The following is a 15839-nucleotide window of genomic DNA, read 5'->3' as shown; positions in this document are numbered from 1 at the left end:
AAATGAACGCACATCTACAGCCCACGGGCTCGGCCTATTTCATCGCCCATGAAACGCAGGTCGCGGAAAGTCATACGCTTTCCATCCTCGTCGACAACGAGCCGGGCGTCCTTGCCCGCGTCATCGGCCTCTTCTCCGGCCGCGGCTACAATATCGAAAGCCTCACGGTGTCGGAGACGGAACATGAGGCGCATCTGTCGCGCATCACCATCGTGACGCGCGGCACGCCGGGCGTGCTGGAGCAGATCAAGTCGCAACTGGAGCGGATCGTGCCGGTGCACCGGGTCGTCGATCTCACCGTTCGCGCCCGCATGCTGGGACAGGAACGGCCGATCGAGCGCGAGGTGGCGCTGGTGAAAGTGTCTGGCTCCGGCGAGATGCGGGCGGAAACGCTGCGGCTTGCCGACGCCTTCAACGCCAAGGTGGTGGACGCCACCGTCGATCACTTCATCTTCGAAATGACCGGGAAGTCCTCGAAGGTCGACCAGTTCGTGGCCGTCATGAAGCCGCTCGGTCTCTCCGAGGTCTGCCGGACCGGTATCGCGGCTATGAATCGGGGTCCGCAGGGCATGTAGTCCTCGTCCGTCCCCAGGCCTTTCCTGAAGCGAACGCTGGCTCGAAAGGCCCTTCCTTTCGGAACTGGAGCAATTCCGCTGAAAACCGGCTCACCGGGATTGCTCCACTATTGTGTTCTTACCGCATTATCCGACGCCGAAGCGATCTCGCTTCGGCTGGAAATGCTCTAGATCATTTCCAGCGGCCGCTTTCGGGTCGGCGGGGGAAAGGTTTCGTCGAGCAGTTGCAGATCCTCGGCGGTCAGGCGTATTTCCGCCGCGCGGAAATTCTCGCGAACGCGCTCCGGCGAGCCGGATTTCGGGATGGCGATGGTTCCCTGTCTCGTCAACAGGAAGGCCAGCGCCACCTGCGCGGCGCTGGCATCGTGGAGGCGGCCGATCTTCGCCAGAACCGGGTGGCCGACGAGGCGGCCCTCATCAAGCGGCGAATAGGCCATCAGCGGAATGCCCTGCACCTGGCTCCAGCGCAGAAGATCGAATTCGATCCCGCGCCGTGCGAGGTTGTAGAGCACCTGATTGGCGGCGGGCCGCGCCGGCTCGGCTACCTCGAGCAGTTCCTCCATGTCGTCCTGATCGAAATTCGAGACGCCCCAGCCCCGGATCTTTCCCTGTTGCTTCAGCGTTTCGAAGGCCGCGACGGTTTCGGCGAGCGGATGATGTCCGCGCCAGTGCAGAAGGTAAAGGTCGATCCGGTCGGTGCGAAGGCGTTGCAGGCTCGCCTCGCAGGCGGCGATCGTCCCCCGGCGGCTGGCGTTGGAGGGAAGGACCTTGCTGACGACGAAGACCTCGTCGCGGCGGCCGTCGATGGCCTCGCCGGTGACGATCTCCGCGCCGCCATCGGCATACATTTCCGCCGTGTCGATCACCGTCATGCCGAGGTCGAGACCCGTCCGCAGGCTGGCTACCTCGTCGGCGGCCGAGGCGCGGCGTTCGCCCATGTGCCAGGTGCCGAGGCCCAGGGCGGGGACCTGCCGCCCGCCGGGCAGGGTGACAGCCGGAAGTTCAGCCTTCATGTCGCACTCCATATCCTGACGATACGCATCACGGTATCGAATGGTACTTATGACAAGAATTCGCTGGTCGTTCCAAGAGGGTCGACTATCAATGCGCAAGATTAACAGAAATGCAGTGATCGTATGCAGACCGAAATCTTCCTGGCGCTTCTCGTTTTCGCCTTCACGACCTCCGTTACGCCCGGCCCGAACAACATGATGCTGTTCGCCTCGGGCGTGAATTTCGGCTTCCTCCGGACGATCCCGCATATGTGCGGCATCGGCGTCGGCTTTCTCGTTCTTTTGCTCGCCGTCGGCTTCGGGCTCGGCGCGCTGCTGGAGACGGTGCCGCTTTTCTATACCGCGCTGAAATTCGCCGGTGGCGGCTATCTCCTGTGGATCGCCTGGAAGATCGGTACGTCGCGCAGCCTCGACGAGGGCAAGGCCGGGGCGCGGCCGATGCGCTTTCTCGAGGCGGCCGCCTTTCAGTGGGTCAATCCCAAGGCCTGGATCATGGCGGTCACGGCCATGGCGACCTATACGAACGCGCAGAATTATGCGGCGAGCGTGATGATCGTCGGATTGGCCTTCGCCATCGTCAACTTTCCGAGCGTCTCCACCTGGGCCGGTTTCGGATCGGCTCTTCGCCAGTGGCTGTCGCATCCGGTGCGGCTGAAATGGTTCAATATCTCGATGGCGCTGCTGCTGGTCGCCAGCCTCTGGCCTATGCTGCGCTAGGCGTAGTTCCGGCAAGGACGGCAGGCCGCGTTCATCATGCCCGGTCGGCGACGAAGCGGGCCAGCGCCGGGCCGAACAGCGTGACCAGGATCAGCCGCGCCGTTTGCAGCGCCATGACGAAGGCCACGTCGACGGTGCTGCTGGCGGCGATGATGGCGATGGAATCCAGTCCGCCCGGGCTGGTGGCGAGATAGGCCGTCAGCGGATCGACGTCGAGCAGCCAGATGAGCAGGCCGGCGAGCAGGCCCGAACAGGAAATCAGCACGACGATGGAAAGGACGGTGGGAAAGAGCGCCCGGCGCGCGTGTGCGAGGATGGCGCGGGTGAAGCCGAGGCCGATGTTCCAGCCGAGCAGGGTGAAGGCGGCCGCAAGCAGCCACGGCGGCAGCTCGATCGTGATCGCGCCGGAAAGGTTCAATGCCGAGGCGACGGCGAAGGGGGCGAGGAAGGCGCTGGCCGGAAGGCGCAGCCGCCGGGCGATCAGCGCGACGGCGATCCCGCCGGCGAGCATGGCGACGAGCGGCAGCACAGGGGCGGGTGCGAACCAGTCCTGCGGCGCGGCGATGCCGGCGGCGTGGCCGCCGAAATGCGCGACGAGCGTTGCGAGGCTCGCGACGAAGATGACGCGGAGATACTGCATGAAGGCGACGAGACGGGCGTCTGCGCCATAGGCCTCGGCCATGATCATCATTGTCGCGGCGGCGCCGGCCGAAGATCCCCATATGGCGGTCGTGCCGGGGAGGATGCCGGTGCGGGCGATGGACCAGCCGCTCACCGTGCTGACGGCGATGACCGACAGGACGACGAAGAGCATGACCGGCCAGTTGTCGACGAAGGTGCCGATGAAATCCCGCGAGACCGTGGCGGCGATCATCAGGGCGAGCACCACCTGCACGAGGAAGAAGAAGGCCGGCGGCAGGCGGATCGTGCTGCCGGAGAGTGCGGCGACGATACCTGCGGCCATCGGCCCCATCAGCAGGGCGGCGGGAAAACCGGCCAGTTCGAGCGGAAGGGTCGTGACGATCGACAGCGCCGCCAGGCACAACCACTGGAGCAAGGGCGGCATCCGGCCGAAACCGGCCGGCGGCAGCTGTCTTTCGGCGATGGAGCGGTCGGAGGAGGGCAAGAAACGGTTCCGGGCGGGAGTTGTCCGCTTCCAATACAGGATGGCCGGCGTCGGGAACAGGGCCAAATCCCGGGATGGAGAGGCTCGCGGGCGGCGGGGCTCTTGCGTCCACCGGGCGAATCCTGCCAAGTCCGGCCATGGAATTCGCACCGCAACAGGATGAAGCGCTCAAGGCCGTCGCGACATGGCTGAAGGAGGGGCGCAAGCCGCTCTTCCGGCTGTTCGGCTATGCCGGCACCGGCAAGACGACGCTTGCCCGCCATTTCGCCGAGCATGTGGACGGGGACGTCCTGTTTGCGGCCTTCACCGGCAAGGCGGCGCAGGTGCTGCGTTCGAGGGGCGCGAGCAATGCCAGGACCATCCATTCGCTGATCTACCGCCCGCGCGGCGAGGAGGAGGTCGCGGACGAGGAAACCGGAAAGACTTCGGTTTCGCCGATGTTCTCCATCAACCGCCAGAGCCCGGTCGCCAAGGCGGCGCTGGTCGTCGTCGACGAGTGCTCGATGGTGGACGAGGCGCTGGGCCGCGATCTCATGACCTTCGGTACGCCGATCCTCGTGCTCGGCGATCCCGGCCAGCTTCCGCCGGTTTCCGGCGGCGGCTTCTTCACCGACGAGGAGCCGGACTATCTTTTGACGGAGATCCACCGGCAGGCGCGCGACAATCCGATCATCCGGCTGGCCATGCAGGTGCGCGAGGGCGGGACCATCGATTATGGCGACTATGGCGCGGCGCGGGTGATCGGTCGCGGCGACGTCAGCCAGTCGCTCGTCCTCGATGCCGACCAGGTGCTCGTCGGCACCAATCGCACGCGCCGGCGATACAATCAGCGCCTGCGCGAGCTAAAGGGATTTTCCACCGAATATCCGCAGTCCGGCGACAAGCTGGTCTGCCTGCGCAACGATCCGGCCAAGGGCCTGCTCAACGGCTCGCTCTGGCAGGTGATGAGTTCCTCCAAGGAGACGGTAAAGCCCGGCATCAACCTGATGATCCGTCCGGAGGATGACGACATGGATCGCGGGGCGGCGAAGATCAAGCTGCTCAAGGCGGCCTTCGAAAACGGGGACGGCGAGATTCCCTGGTCGACTCGGCGGCGCTATGACGAATTCGATTTCGGCTATGCGCTGACGGTCCACAAGGCTCAGGGTTCGCAATGGAACGATGTCGTTCTGTTCGACGAAAGCTGGGCTTTCCGCGATACCCGCGAGCGCTGGCTCTATACGGCGATTACCCGCGCGGCCGAGACGCTGACCGTCGTGCGTTGATCGCCGGCGGTGCGATTAACGGATGAAGGCTGGTGCGGGGCCGCCGTTTTGCTCTTCCGCCAGCGTGACGCCAACCGGGCCGCTGCATCGGGCGGAAGCCGCTTCCTGCGATGAATGATGCGCGCGAGCGAGGCATTCCATCACAGGAGTGGCTGCGCCGTTGCGCGCAGCGTGGCGGTAGAGAAGACCGTTCGGTGAAAAAGCCCGTATGCCGAAGGAAACCGCCTCATAGGTGAGGCTGCTGTCCATCTGCATCTGGCTTTGCCCGATCCTGCGGGCATAGACGGTCTCGCCGCCCCGATCGTGCACGAGACGCAGGAACAGCGCGTCGTCGCCGGGCTGACGGTCGATCCGCACGGAATAGGAAAGATCGTGTGCCGAAGGCGTGTCGTCTTCGCGCAAGAGCCGGATCGTCGGATAGTAGCGGGCGGCGCCGGCGACGGCCTCGGCGATGGCGCTGCATTGCGCGCCGGCCGGCCAGCAACGGAGGATCTGCACCTGGGGCAGCGTCGAATCCGGTCCGGCGAGCTTATGCTGTACGGCAAGAATCAGTTCGCTGTTGGCAATCCCGGTTGAAATGGAATCGGGATGGGCGGCCGGTGCGAGGACAAGCAGAGGCAGCAGCGACAGCATGGCGAGCGGCGAGGAAACGGGCGCCGGCAGCCAGTTACAGCGCCTCGATCCCGGCTGGTGTGGCTTTCTGGCCGCCGATGGTTGCGCTGGCTGCGGCGCGACGGCCGCCGGCGGCTTCGGAAGCCGGTACTCGGGAACATAGCTTCCGATCGGTATGCGGATGCGCAGATCGTCCGTTGCGCCTTCGGTGGCATAATAGAGATCGAGGAGTTTGCGCAGCTTGCCCGCCTGCACGCGTACGAGCGGATCGTTGCCCGCATCGAAGCCGGTGGAGCGGCCGAAAACGTCGATGCCGATGCTGTAGCCTTTCAATTGCGCCGCCTTGCCGGCCAGTTCGTTCTCCACGACATAGGCGAGAAAGGAACGCAGCCGTTCCGATCGCGCGAAAGCCTCGCTCGACAGCACGGCCCGAAGCGCGTTGCGAACGGTGTCGTTAGCCGGTCGGTCGGTCAGGTTCATCGGGTCATCGGGCGGAAAACCATCGTCTTCGCTTGTTTCCTTGAAATCCTCGGGAAGGACGGCCGCGCATGGGCGCGCTCCGGCACGGGGAGATTATCGGTGATTCCGGACGATCGGCAAGAGGCGTGCCGACAAAGTGTCGCTGCCGCCGCAGGACGCCGGAACGGAGCCGATTGCGCTTGTGGAAACAACCGGCTAGAGGTGGAGCGCCAACGGGAGTCTCCTTCGCATGCCTGCCAAGTTGTCGGTCAATCTCAACGCCATCGCCATGCTGCGCAATCGGCGGGACCTGCCCTGGCCGAGCGTGACGAACCTTGGCCGTATCGCGCTTGCGGCCGGCGCGAGCGGCCTAACGGTCCATCCGCGCCCCGACCAGCGGCATATCCGCTTTTCGGATTTGCAGCCGATCCGCGCGCTGATCGATGGCGAGTTTCCGCAGGCCGAATTCAATATCGAAGGGTTTCCGCAGGAGGACTTCCTGCGTCTCGTCGAGGAGCACCGGCCCGATCAGGTGACGCTCGTGCCCGACGATCCCGCGCAGGCGACCTCCGACCACGGCTGGGACTTCCGCAAGGACCGGGAATTGCTCCTCCGCGTCGTCGGCCGGATCAAGGCGCTGGGGCTCCGGGTGTCGCTTTTCGCCGATGGAGAGCCGGATCGCGAGGCGCTGTCGATCGCGCGTGAGGTCGGGGCGGATCGCATCGAGCTTTATACCGGCCCCTATGGCGGCTGCCATGCCGATCCTGCCGAAGCCGTGCGGCTGGCGGATCGCCTCGGGGAAACGGCGGCCGTCGCGCTCGATGTCGGGCTCGGCGTCAACGCCGGACATGACCTGACGGTCGCCAACCTGCCGATGCTTGCCGCCCGCATTCCGCATCTGGCGGAAGTCTCCATCGGCCATGGCCTGACAGCGGATGCGCTCGAATACGGCATGGCGGAAACGGTGCGTCGCTTCCGCCGCGCCTGCGGCCAGACGGTGTGAGGGGCGGGCGGCTTTGCGGCTGCCCGATCCTCGTTTGCCTTGCGGACCTCAGCCGATGAAGGCCGCCCTGTTTGCCTTCACGAATTCTTCGAAGGCCATCGGCGCATGGCCGGACAGCCGCTCGATGTCGTTGGTGACCATGGCGATCTTGCCGTCGCGCGTATTGGTATCGAAGGAAACCACGGTCGGAATGACGGCTTCGGGCAAGCCTGCCTGCTTCAGGCCGGCTGCGAGTTCGGCATCGGAAACATGCATCACCTTCAGCGGCTTTCCGGTCGTCTCCGACACCACGGCGGCGATCTCGTCAGCGGTGTAGGCTTTCGGCCCCGTCAGCGTATAGGTGCGGCTGTCGCTTCCCGCGTTCAGCAATGCGCCGGCAAGGGCGTCGGCGATGTCGGCGCGGGTGACATGGGCGATACGGCCGTCGCCCGTCGCGCTGTGCCAGACGCCCGTCCGCAACGCCTGCGGCAGCGCCATGAAGAGGTTTTCCGCATACCAGCCGTTGCGCAGGATCGTGTAAGCGATGCCGGTCGCCTTGATCGCGTCCTCGGTGCCGAGGTGATCGGGCGCGAAAGTGACGCGGGAATCGTCCGGCTGCGGCATCGACGTGTAGAGGATGTGCCTTGCGCCCGCACGCTGCGCGGCGGCCACGGCGGCCTTGTGCTGGGCAAGCCGCCGGCCGGGACGGTCGAGCGCATCGGTGGAAACGAGGAGGATGCGCGAGGCGCCGGCGAAAGCCTCGTCGAGCGAGGACGGATCGTCGAAGTCGGCGGCGCGGACGGTGATCCCCCGGGCCGCGTAGGCGTCCAGCTTCGCGGTGTCGCGCGACGTGGCGATGATGTTTTGCGGCGCCACCTTGCCGGAGGCAAGAAGGGCGTCGAGCACGAGACGGCCGAGATGGCCGGAAGCGCCGGTGACGAGAAGCGTGTCGGACATGGGATTGCCTTTCGGGAGCGATGGGCGGGTTGGATGCCGCCGGTTCATATGATCTCTTATTGAGACTTGATCTTATCTGGTAACTTGATAGCTGCTGTAAAGAAGGCAGCTTTTGCTGTCATGGTTACACGGAGGATACCGGCTATGAACACGACCGCCGGAAAACCGGAAGGATCGCGGGTGATCATGATCGACGGACTGGCGATATCGGTGGACGATTGTCCCGTGCGTGACGTCCTGGGCAGTGTCGGCGGCAAGTGGAATTCGCTGATGATCCTCAGCCTTGCCGAGGGACCTCGCCGGTTCTCGCAGTTGCGCCGTCTCATCCCCGATATTTCCCAGCGCATGCTGACCCAGACGTTGCGCGATCTCCAGCGTGACGGCTATCTGGCGCGAACGGTTTTCCCGACCAAGCCGCCCAGCGTCGAATATGCCTTGACGCCACTCGGCCGTTCGTTTCTCGAACTGTTGCGTTCCCTGGTGCGCTGGTCGGGCGAACATCATGCCGAAATCCGCGCGGCGCGGCGGATCTTCGACGAAAACGGGGTGTGAGGCGGGGGCGGGATCGCGGAATGAAGGGATTGGAGATCGGTATTGCGGGCGCGGGGCCGGCAGGTCTTGCGGCGGCGCTGTTCCTGTCGCGCGCCGGCCATCGGGTGGAACTGATCGAGCGGTTCGACGTGGCCGCGCCCGTCGGCTCCGGCCTGTTGCTGCAACCGACCGGACTGACGGTGCTCGACGCGCTCGGCCTGTCGCCCGCCATTCATGCGCTCGGCAATCGGATCGACCGGCTGCACGGTGCGGACGCCTTGAGTGGGCGGACGGTTCTCGATGTTCGTTACGATGCGCTGGCCGGCGGCCGCTACGGCCTTGCCGTGCAGCGGGACGCTCTGTTCGGAACGTTGCACGAGGCGGTGCTGGCCGAGGGCGTTCCCCTGCGTACGGGCATAACGCTCGACAAGGCGGAGACCCGGCGCGCGCGTACCGCGCTGCACGATCCGGACGGCGAGATCGTCGGCGATTACGATCTGGTCATCGATGCATCGGGCGCGCGGTCCCGGCTGGCGGCGGCTTCCGTCGCCGCGCCGCGTATGCGTGCGTTGCCCTGGGGCGCACTTTGGGCGACGCTCGATTGCGAGGACGTCCCGCATGAGCCGCACGCCCTGACGCAACGCTATGATGCGGCGCGGATCATGATCGGCGTACTGCCGGCCGGCCGCGCCAGTCCGGGGGAAACGCGAAAGGCGGCTTTCTTCTGGAGCCTGAAGACGGCAGAAGCCGATCTCGTGCGGCAGGGGGACCTCGACCGCTGGAAGGCCGCCATCCGTGCCTATTGGCCCGCGACTGCACCGTTTCTCGATCAGATCCGGGACTGGGATCAGATGACGCTGGCGCGCTACGCCCATCGTACGATGGCGCGGCCCTATGCCGACGGCATCGCCTTCATCGGCGACAGCGCGCATTCCACCAGCCCGCAACTCGGGCAGGGGGCGAATATGGCGCTGCTGGATGCGGCGGCGCTGGCGCATGCGATCGGGCAGGCGGAAACGGTCGAACGGGCGCTCGAAGCCTATGCCGCCGCACGGCGAAACCATGTGCGGCTTTTCCAGCTTCTCTCCTATGCGTTCACGCCGTTCTATCAATCGGATTCGCGGAGCATCGCCTGGGTGCGCGACAGGCTTGTCGCGACGATGGCGCGCGTGCCGCCCGCACCGCGGATGCTTGCGGCCATCGTTTCAGGCACGCTCATCGATCCGTTCGCGAAAGCCGGCCTTGCGGAATGCCGCTGGCCGGAGGATTTTGCGGCACGTCCGGCCTGACGCGCCGCAGGAACCGGAAGGCTCAGGCGGCGCGGTGTTGCGCGATGTCGGCCAGAGCGAAGTCGACGGCGGCGGCGGCATGGATGGCGGTCGAATCGAATCCCGGCAGCGGCAGCGCGTCCGGATCGAGCAGCAGGCAGATTTCCGTGCAGCCGAGGATGACGCTGTCGGCGCCCTGCGCGCGGGCAGTCTCGATAACCTTCATGACGCGGTCACGCGACAGGTCGTGTACCTTGCCCTGGCAAAGTTCTCCGAAGATGACGTCGTGCATCAGTGTGCGACCGTCGGCGTCCGGCACCATGACGTCGAGGCCGTGCGCCTTCATCCGCTCCGTATAGAAGCCGTGCTCCATCGTATAGCGCGTGGCGAGCAGCAACGGCCGCTGGCGGCCGGCGGCCTTGAGGGCGCGGGCGGTCTCGTCGACGATGTGGATCACCGGACCCTTGACGGCGGCCTGCACCGCCTCGGAGACCAGATGCATCGTGTTGGTGCAGATGAGGATGCAATCGGCACCGGCCGTCTCCAGTCCGGCCGCAACGCCTGCGAGCCGCGCGCCGGCGGCATCCCAGCGACCGGCCTTCTGAAGCGCGACGATCGACTCGAAATTGACGGAGTGGATCAGGATCTCGGCCGAATGCAGGCCGCCGAGCCGTTCGCGGACCGCCTCGTTGATCATCTGGTAGTAGATGGTGGTGCTTTCGAAGCTCATGCCGCCGATCAGGCCGATGGTTTTCATGGTTTCTTCCTCGGAATGGATTGTCGTGAGGAGAGAATGCGCCGGGGCGGGAGGCGATTGTTCGCGATTGTTCCGGAAGGGTGGCGTGTTTTCCGGAAATATTCCTGTATATGGATGGGAATTCGCGATAAGTTCGCGCCTGTGAGCGAGAACGTGGAGATTCATTCGGTATGCTGGACGATCGGGATCGGCGCTTGCTGGCGCTCTTGCAGGAGGATGCGGGCACGCCGGTCAGCATGCTTGCGGAAAAGGTCAGCCTTTCGCTTTCCGCCTGCGCGCGGCGTATCCAGCGGCTGGAGGAGAGCGGCCACATCCTCGGGCGTGTGGCGCTGCTCGACCGCGACCGGATCGGCGTGCCGACCACGGTTTTCGCGCTGATCAAGACCGCGCATCACAGCGATGAGTGGATCGAGCTGTTTTCCCGCGCCATCGCCGATATTCCGGAGGTGGTGGAAGCGCACCGGCTGACGGGAAACCATGATTATATTCTCAAGATCGTCCTGCCGAGGGTGGAGCATTACGACGTGGTCTATAAGCGGATCGTGCGGCGGGTGGAGCTTTTCGATGTTTCCGCCTCCATTTCGATGGAGGTCCTGAAGAGCGGCACCAAGCTGCCGGTGGACTATGCGGAGTGAGATGCGGCCATGAAAAAGGCCGGGAATGCCGGCCTTTTTCGTTCATCGACAGGTTCGTCCCGCTTGGGACGGAGACGCTTCAGGCGGCGACGAGCTGATCGGCCGACATCTTGCCGGACTTGCGGTCGCGCACCAGTTCGAAGCTGACCTTCTGGCCTTCATCGAGACCGGCGAGGCCCGCGCGCTGAACGGCGGAAATGTGAACGAAAACGTCCGGCTCACCGCTATCCTGCTGAATGAAACCGTAACCCTTGGTGGCGTTGAACCACTTGACTGTACCAGTCGCCATGACGAAACCTTTCTATCCGTCAAATCAATCTTTGATCACGGCAGGCGCCGCGATCGCGGGCGGTCGAATTTGAAGGGAAAGCTCGTGGAACTGTACGCAGGGCGCACAAATACATAAGTCAACGTTCAAATCTCGATGCGCAGCAGATAGGTGCTTCGTCGGGGGCGGTCAAGACAGTCCGGCGGCGGGCAGGGCTTTATCCGCTGTTCGCGGCCCTGCCGGGACAGGGCCGCGAGGCGGTGCGCGTCAGGCCGGGCGGCGCTTGTCCACCCGGTGATGATCGAGAAAGCTCGCGATGGCCGATTCGCCATAGAGACGGTGCTGCTCGATGATCGTGATCGCCGTCTGCGCTGCATCGGCAAAGGTCAGGGCATCCGGGGAGGATGCCGCCGGCGGGGAGCCGACAACCTTGTCGGCGATGATTTCCGCCATCGTGCGGGGCAGGATATCCGTGCAGGCGCGCATGTTTTCAAAGACGGCGCTGATCGGGACCAGGCGGTCCTCATAGATCACCGCCGGTTCCGCGCGCTCCCCCTCCCATGCGTCCAGCGCGTGAAGGGCTTCGCCGAACAGTTGCTGAAGCGTGATGGGAGCATGGCCCTCGTGAAGAGGGGGCAGGAAATTCGACATTTTCTGTCTCCTTGTGCGTAAGGGTCTTCAGTGACTGCGGGTGTGGCATGACGGCTGCGGCCGCTTGGGAGGCGGCAGGAAAGCCAATCACGCCTCACGATTGTTTACGAGCGGACATGACTTGGGAAGCGAAAAATATTGTTCGCCGGGGAGGGAAGAAGGGATTATTCCGGAAATCTTTTTCAAATCATAGGAATAGCAGGAAGGAAATTTTTTTCTCTTTTGTGCGCCGCAGCGAAATTTTGCCGCATTCCGGAGGAATCGCGCTTGCCGCGGGCGAGGATGGAGAGCGTTTTGCAAACCGATTCCCATGGCTGTTGACGCGTCTGCGGCTTGCGGTTACAAGAAATCCGAACCGTACCGTACGGTACGCATAAGGCGAGAGGACTGGTATCTTGCAGGTCGCGGCGCAAGGCGGGGCGAGCGAAGGCGGCGGTGGACTGACGAAGCGTCAGGGCACGGTGCTGGAGCGCGCGCTCGGCCTTCTCGTGGAAGGCGGCGAGCGGGCGCTGACCACCGCCGGGGTGGCGCGCGCGGCCAATTGCTCGAAGGAAAGCCTCTACAAGTGGTTCGGAGACCGCGACGGGCTGCTGTCGGCGATGATCGCCTATCAGGCCGGCAAGGTCCGCACGGTCGAGGTCGAGGCGGAAACGCTGACGGCGGAGCGCCTGCGCCTGCATCTTGTCGCCTTCGCGCGCGATCTGATCGACGTGCTGTCGGGAGACGTATCGCTGGCGCTGAACCGGCTGGCGATCGGCCAGGCAAGCCGCGAGGGCGCGAAACTCGGGCGCTTGTTGCAGGAGCGCGGGCGCCGGCAGATCGGCCGGCGGGCCGCAGCGCTGCTGGAGGCGGGCCGGAAGGCCGGCCTCATCGCCTTCGACAGCGCCGAAGAGACTTACGGGACGCTTTACGGCCTCATCGTGTCGGACATGCATCTGCGCATGCTGCTCGGCGAGGACACCGGGGCGCTCCGACAGGAATTCACGCCGCGGGCGGAGAAGGCGGTGGACGCCTTCCTCCGGCTTTACGGCGTGAAAGGATAAGGCCGGCGGATTCCCGCCGACCCGGATATGCAAACAGACCAGCTAAGGGAAGGAACCATCCATGCGCGTCTATTATGATCGTGATGCCGATCTCAACCTCATCAAGGCGAAGAACGTCGTCGTCGTCGGTTACGGCTCCCAGGGCCGCGCCCACGCCCTCAACCTCAAGGATTCCGGCGCGAAGAACGTCGTCATCGCGCTGAAGGCCGGTTCGCCGACCGTCAAGAAGGCCGAAGCCGACGGCTTCAAGGTCATGACGGTGGCCGAGGCCGCCAAGTGGGCGGATCTCCTGATGATGGCGACGCCGGATGAATTGCAGGCCGATATCTACAAGGACGAGATCGCCGGGAATATCCGCGACGGCGCGGCCATCGCCTTTGCGCACGGCCTCAACGTCCACTTCGGCCTGATCGAGCCGAAGTCTTCGGTCGACGTCGTCATGATCGCGCCGAAGGGCCCCGGTCATACGGTTCGCGGCGAATACCAGAAGGGCGGCGGGGTTCCCTGCCTCGTCGCGGTTCATCAGAACGCGTCCGGCAACGCCCTTGATCTTGCGCTTTCCTATGCCTGCGGCGTCGGTGGCGGCCGTTCGGGCATCATCGAGACCAACTTCAAGGAAGAGTGCGAAACCGACCTCTTCGGCGAGCAGGTCGTCCTGTGCGGCGGTCTGGTGGAACTCATCCGTGCCGGCTTCGAGACCCTGGTCGAAGCCGGTTATGCGCCGGAAATGGCCTATTTCGAATGCCTGCACGAAGTGAAGCTGATCGTCGATCTCATCTATGAGGGCGGTATCGCCAACATGAACTACTCGATCTCCAACACGGCCGAGTGGGGCGAGTATGTTTCCGGCCCGCGCATCATCACGGAGGAGACCAAGGCCGAGATGAAGCGCGTCCTGAAGGACATCCAGACCGGCAAGTTCACCTCCGAGTGGATGCAGGAATGGAAGGCCGGCGGCGCCCGCTTCAAGGGTATCCGCCGCAACAACGACTCGCACCAGATCGAGGAAGTCGGCGCGAAGCTGCGCGGCATGATGCCCTGGATCGGCAAGAACAAGCTGGTCGACAAGTCGGTAAACTGATCTGGAAACAGTTTTCAAAAAGTCGAGGCCGGGCGAAAATCGCCCGGCCTTTTTGTATTTCAGCATAGCGATATTGCGGTGCATCATGAAATAGTCTTGCCGAAACCGGTGACAGGGTGCAAACTATAGTTCGTCCTGGTCCAAATATGGAGGGTAGCGCAATGAGCACTGTCTTCGAATATTTCGCGGTGATGGATCTTATTATTCTGACTGCCATCGCTGTGTTGGTTCTGTGTAGCCTTTACGATCAGATGGCGTCCCGCTGACAGGTTTGCGCCACATAGGTAAAGGCAGGCATGGGCGTCCGGCGGAAGCGGTGAATGAGGCGACGCCACGAAGGCTGGACGCGGTTGCGGAACGCAGAATCTTCACGTGGTCCTTTCGAGGCGCATGCGGGGTGCGGCCTGTCCCGAAGGCGTGCGGCGTCCGATTTTTTCCGGACCTGCTTTCGGTGTACCTTCCCGATATTTTTCCGAGGCAAAACAGCGGCGTGGCGGCTGGTTATATAGGTCAGCATTGTTGACATAATACGTGCCGCGTGGTTTCCTCGCGCGATCAATCATCCGCAAGGAAATCCCCGATGTTCGACTGGAATCAGGCCTTCGCCACGCGCGCGTCGCGCATGAAGGCGTCCGAAATCCGTGAGCTGCTGAAACTGCTGGAACGGCCCGATATCATTTCCTTCGCCGGCGGCATTCCGGATCCCGCGCTGTTTCCGAAAGAGGCTTTCAGCGCCGCCTATGCGGATGCCCTGTCGGGAGAGGGGGCGGCCGCGGGGCTGCAATATTCCGTCAGCGAAGGCTACAAGCCGCTGCGCGAATGGCTGGCCGAACGGATGGCGACGCTCGGTGTCGCCTGCACGGCTGACAATATCTTCATTGTTTCCGGTTCCCAGCAGGGCCTCGATTACCTGGGCCGGCTCTTTCTTTCGCCCGGCGATACGGCGCTGGTCACCTGGCCGACCTATCTCGGCGCGCTTCAGGCCTTCAACGCCTATGAGCCGTCCTACGACCGGCTGAACCTTGCCGGCAACCGGACGCCCGACGCCTATCGCCAGACGGCGGCGGCGGCCGGCGGCCGGGTGAAATTCGCCTATCTCTCCGCGGATTTCGCCAATCCGACCGGCGAGACCCTCGATTTAGAGGGCCGCGAAAGGCTACTGGATCTGGCCGGCGAACTGGATATTCCGATCATCGAGGACGCCGCCTATCAGTCGCTGCGCTACGATGGCGAGGCGATCCCGCCGATCCTCGCGCTGGAAATCGCCCGGACGGGTGGGATCGACGCGGCGCGCACCATCTATTGCGGCAGTTTTTCCAAGACTCTGGCGCCGGGCCTGCGGGTCGGTTTCGTCTGCGCCGCCGCGCCGCTCATCCGCAAGCTGGTTCTGATGAAACAGGCCGCGGACCTGCACTCCTCCACTCTCAACCAGATCGCCATCGCCGATGTCGCCGCGCGGGGCTTCGATGCGCAGGTCGAAAAGATCCGCGCCGTCTACAGCGCCCGCCGCGACGCCATGCTCGCCGCGCTCGCCCGCCATATGCCGGAGGGCGTGGAATGGACGCGGCCGGAAGGCGGCATGTTCATCTGGGTGACCCTGCCGGCCGGTATGGACGGCGCGGCGCTGCTCGCCCGCGCCATCGAGACGGAGAAGGTGGCCTTCGTGCCGGGGAAGGCGTTTCATGCCGACGGCAGCGGTGCGAACACGCTTCGCCTCAGCTTCTCCTGCGCGGATGCGCAAACCATCGAGGAGGGGATTTCCCGCCTTGGCCGGGCGATCGCCCGGAGCGCCGGGCAGGCCGAGCGTCCGGCGGGCTGAGCACCGGTTTCCGGAACCGGCGCGCGGCCTTTCGATGAGAAACGGCTTTCCCTTCGAAAGGGCGTTTTCCATTCCCGTCG

17 protein-coding genes are annotated in these 15839 nt (G+C 64.4%); 10 read left to right on the top strand and 7 right to left on the bottom strand.

The genetic code is table 11. The features are described from left to right. The first annotated feature begins 2 nt into the window (after window positions 1-2). Complete coding sequence (gene ilvN / locus KYK29_RS02305; RefSeq protein ID WP_254689233.1) at window positions 3-575, top strand: acetolactate synthase small subunit; 573 nt, start codon at window positions 3-5, stop codon at window positions 573-575. A 167-nt stretch (window positions 576-742) separates the two neighbouring features. On the opposite strand, the gene KYK29_RS02300 is transcribed toward ilvN, so the two are convergent. Continuing rightward, window positions 743-1588: an aldo/keto reductase gene (locus KYK29_RS02300; protein ID WP_254689232.1), complete on the bottom strand. Its 846-nt coding sequence runs from the start codon at window positions 1586-1588 to the stop codon at window positions 743-745. A gap of 123 nt (window positions 1589-1711) precedes the next feature. Between KYK29_RS02300 and KYK29_RS02295 the strand changes: the two genes are divergently transcribed. Next, window positions 1712-2305, top strand: a complete 594-nt coding sequence (locus tag KYK29_RS02295) for a LysE family translocator (protein WP_254689231.1) — start codon at window positions 1712-1714, stop codon at window positions 2303-2305. 34 nt (window positions 2306-2339) lie between these two features. Here the strand turns inward: KYK29_RS02295 and KYK29_RS02290 are convergent, their stop codons facing one another. After that, window positions 2340-3371 (bottom strand): AbrB family transcriptional regulator, encoded by a 1032-nt coding sequence (locus KYK29_RS02290; protein WP_254690054.1) that lies wholly within the window; start codon window positions 3369-3371, stop codon window positions 2340-2342. Between the two features lie 197 nt (window positions 3372-3568). On the opposite strand from KYK29_RS02290, the gene KYK29_RS02285 reads away from it, so the two are divergent. Next, window positions 3569-4696, top strand: a complete 1128-nt coding sequence (locus KYK29_RS02285) for an ATP-dependent DNA helicase (RefSeq protein WP_254689230.1) — start codon at window positions 3569-3571, stop codon at window positions 4694-4696. A gap of 15 nt (window positions 4697-4711) precedes the next feature. Here the strand turns inward: KYK29_RS02285 and KYK29_RS02280 are convergent, their stop codons facing one another. Then, on the bottom strand, window positions 4712-5788 hold the full coding sequence (locus KYK29_RS02280) for a hypothetical protein (protein ID WP_254689229.1): 1077 nt from the start codon (window positions 5786-5788) through the stop codon (window positions 4712-4714). A gap of 229 nt (window positions 5789-6017) precedes the next feature. Here KYK29_RS02280 and KYK29_RS02275 point away from each other — a divergent pair, with 229 nt between their 5' ends. Next, entirely contained in the window at window positions 6018-6770 is a 753-nt protein-coding gene (locus KYK29_RS02275) for a pyridoxine 5'-phosphate synthase (protein ID WP_254689228.1), read from the top strand. Window positions 6771-6818: 48 nt separating this feature from the next. On the opposite strand, the gene KYK29_RS02270 is transcribed toward KYK29_RS02275, so the two are convergent. Next, a complete protein-coding gene (locus KYK29_RS02270; RefSeq protein ID WP_254689227.1) occupies window positions 6819-7706 on the bottom strand; it encodes an SDR family oxidoreductase in 888 nt (295 codons plus the stop codon). 144 nt (window positions 7707-7850) lie between these two features. Between KYK29_RS02270 and KYK29_RS02265 the strand changes: the two genes are divergently transcribed. Then, entirely contained in the window at window positions 7851-8258 is a 408-nt protein-coding gene (locus KYK29_RS02265; protein ID WP_254689226.1) for a winged helix-turn-helix transcriptional regulator, read from the top strand. Between the two features lie 20 nt (window positions 8259-8278). After that, on the top strand, window positions 8279-9526 hold the full coding sequence (locus tag KYK29_RS02260) for an FAD-dependent oxidoreductase (protein ID WP_254689225.1): 1248 nt from the start codon (window positions 8279-8281) through the stop codon (window positions 9524-9526). Between the two features lie 22 nt (window positions 9527-9548). Here KYK29_RS02260 and KYK29_RS02255 read toward each other — a convergent pair whose 3' ends face one another. Continuing rightward, window positions 9549-10262, bottom strand: a complete 714-nt coding sequence (locus KYK29_RS02255) for an aspartate/glutamate racemase family protein (RefSeq protein ID WP_254689224.1) — start codon at window positions 10260-10262, stop codon at window positions 9549-9551. 170 nt (window positions 10263-10432) lie between these two features. On the opposite strand from KYK29_RS02255, the gene KYK29_RS02250 reads away from it, so the two are divergent. Next, window positions 10433-10897: an Lrp/AsnC family transcriptional regulator gene (locus KYK29_RS02250; RefSeq protein WP_254689223.1), complete on the top strand. Its 465-nt coding sequence runs from the start codon at window positions 10433-10435 to the stop codon at window positions 10895-10897. 79 nt (window positions 10898-10976) lie between these two features. On the opposite strand, the gene KYK29_RS02245 is transcribed toward KYK29_RS02250, so the two are convergent. Together KYK29_RS02245 and KYK29_RS02240 are read right to left on the bottom strand one after the other, a co-directional pair. After that, the gene (locus KYK29_RS02245; protein WP_254689222.1) at window positions 10977-11186 is read right to left on the bottom strand and encodes a cold-shock protein; all 210 of its coding nucleotides are present in this window, start codon (window positions 11184-11186) and stop codon (window positions 10977-10979) included. A 246-nt stretch (window positions 11187-11432) separates the two neighbouring features. Beyond that, entirely contained in the window at window positions 11433-11816 is a 384-nt protein-coding gene (locus KYK29_RS02240; protein ID WP_254689221.1) for a BRA0787 family protein, read from the bottom strand. Between the two features lie 395 nt (window positions 11817-12211). Here KYK29_RS02240 and KYK29_RS02235 point away from each other — a divergent pair, with 395 nt between their 5' ends. The 3 genes from KYK29_RS02235 (at window position 12212) to KYK29_RS02225 (ending at window position 15759) form a co-directional block, all read left to right on the top strand. Beyond that, complete coding sequence (locus KYK29_RS02235) at window positions 12212-12859, top strand: TetR/AcrR family transcriptional regulator C-terminal domain-containing protein (protein WP_254689220.1); 648 nt, start codon at window positions 12212-12214, stop codon at window positions 12857-12859. A gap of 61 nt (window positions 12860-12920) precedes the next feature. Next, window positions 12921-13940 carry a ketol-acid reductoisomerase gene (ilvC, locus tag KYK29_RS02230; protein ID WP_254689219.1) on the top strand — a complete coding sequence of 340 codons (1020 nt, stop codon included), beginning with the start codon at window positions 12921-12923 and terminating at the stop codon, window positions 13938-13940. Window positions 13941-14520: 580 nt separating this feature from the next. After that, the gene (locus KYK29_RS02225; RefSeq protein WP_254689218.1) at window positions 14521-15759 is read left to right on the top strand and encodes an aminotransferase-like domain-containing protein; all 1239 of its coding nucleotides are present in this window, start codon (window positions 14521-14523) and stop codon (window positions 15757-15759) included. Window positions 15760-15839: the final 80 nt, after the last annotated feature.

The sequence above is a fragment of the Shinella daejeonensis genome, from assembly GCF_024281235.1.
GTDB classification, from domain to species: domain Bacteria; phylum Pseudomonadota; class Alphaproteobacteria; order Rhizobiales; family Rhizobiaceae; genus Shinella; species Shinella daejeonensis.
The sequence above is the reverse complement of the archived record's forward strand: the minus strand, read 5'-3'. Positions and strand labels throughout refer to the sequence as shown.

Bases quoted from the DNA above. Each gene is read 5' to 3' on its own strand.
- ilvN (WP_254689233.1), top strand. From the start codon at position 3: ATGAACGCACATCTACAGCCCACGGGCTCGGCCTATTTCATCGCCCAT.
- KYK29_RS02300 (WP_254689232.1), bottom strand. From the start codon at position 1,588: ATGAAGGCTGAACTTCCGGCTGTCACCCTGCCCGGCGGGCGGCAGGTC.
- KYK29_RS02295 (WP_254689231.1), top strand. From the start codon at position 1,712: ATGCAGACCGAAATCTTCCTGGCGCTTCTCGTTTTCGCCTTCACGACC.
- KYK29_RS02290 (WP_254690054.1), bottom strand. From the start codon at position 3,371: ATGCCGCCCTTGCTCCAGTGGTTGTGCCTGGCGGCGCTGTCGATCGTC.
- KYK29_RS02285 (WP_254689230.1), top strand. From the start codon at position 3,569: ATGGAATTCGCACCGCAACAGGATGAAGCGCTCAAGGCCGTCGCGACA.
- KYK29_RS02280 (WP_254689229.1), bottom strand. From the start codon at position 5,788: ATGAACCTGACCGACCGACCGGCTAACGACACCGTTCGCAACGCGCTT.
- KYK29_RS02275 (WP_254689228.1), top strand. From the start codon at position 6,018: ATGCCTGCCAAGTTGTCGGTCAATCTCAACGCCATCGCCATGCTGCGC.
- KYK29_RS02270 (WP_254689227.1), bottom strand. From the start codon at position 7,706: ATGTCCGACACGCTTCTCGTCACCGGCGCTTCCGGCCATCTCGGCCGT.
- KYK29_RS02265 (WP_254689226.1), top strand. From the start codon at position 7,851: ATGAACACGACCGCCGGAAAACCGGAAGGATCGCGGGTGATCATGATC.
- KYK29_RS02260 (WP_254689225.1), top strand. From the start codon at position 8,279: ATGAAGGGATTGGAGATCGGTATTGCGGGCGCGGGGCCGGCAGGTCTT.
- KYK29_RS02255 (WP_254689224.1), bottom strand. From the start codon at position 10,262: ATGAAAACCATCGGCCTGATCGGCGGCATGAGCTTCGAAAGCACCACC.
- KYK29_RS02250 (WP_254689223.1), top strand. From the start codon at position 10,433: ATGCTGGACGATCGGGATCGGCGCTTGCTGGCGCTCTTGCAGGAGGAT.
- KYK29_RS02245 (WP_254689222.1), bottom strand. From the start codon at position 11,186: ATGGCGACTGGTACAGTCAAGTGGTTCAACGCCACCAAGGGTTACGGT.
- KYK29_RS02240 (WP_254689221.1), bottom strand. From the start codon at position 11,816: ATGTCGAATTTCCTGCCCCCTCTTCACGAGGGCCATGCTCCCATCACG.
- ilvC (WP_254689219.1), top strand. From the start codon at position 12,921: ATGCGCGTCTATTATGATCGTGATGCCGATCTCAACCTCATCAAGGCG.
- KYK29_RS02225 (WP_254689218.1), top strand. From the start codon at position 14,521: ATGTTCGACTGGAATCAGGCCTTCGCCACGCGCGCGTCGCGCATGAAG.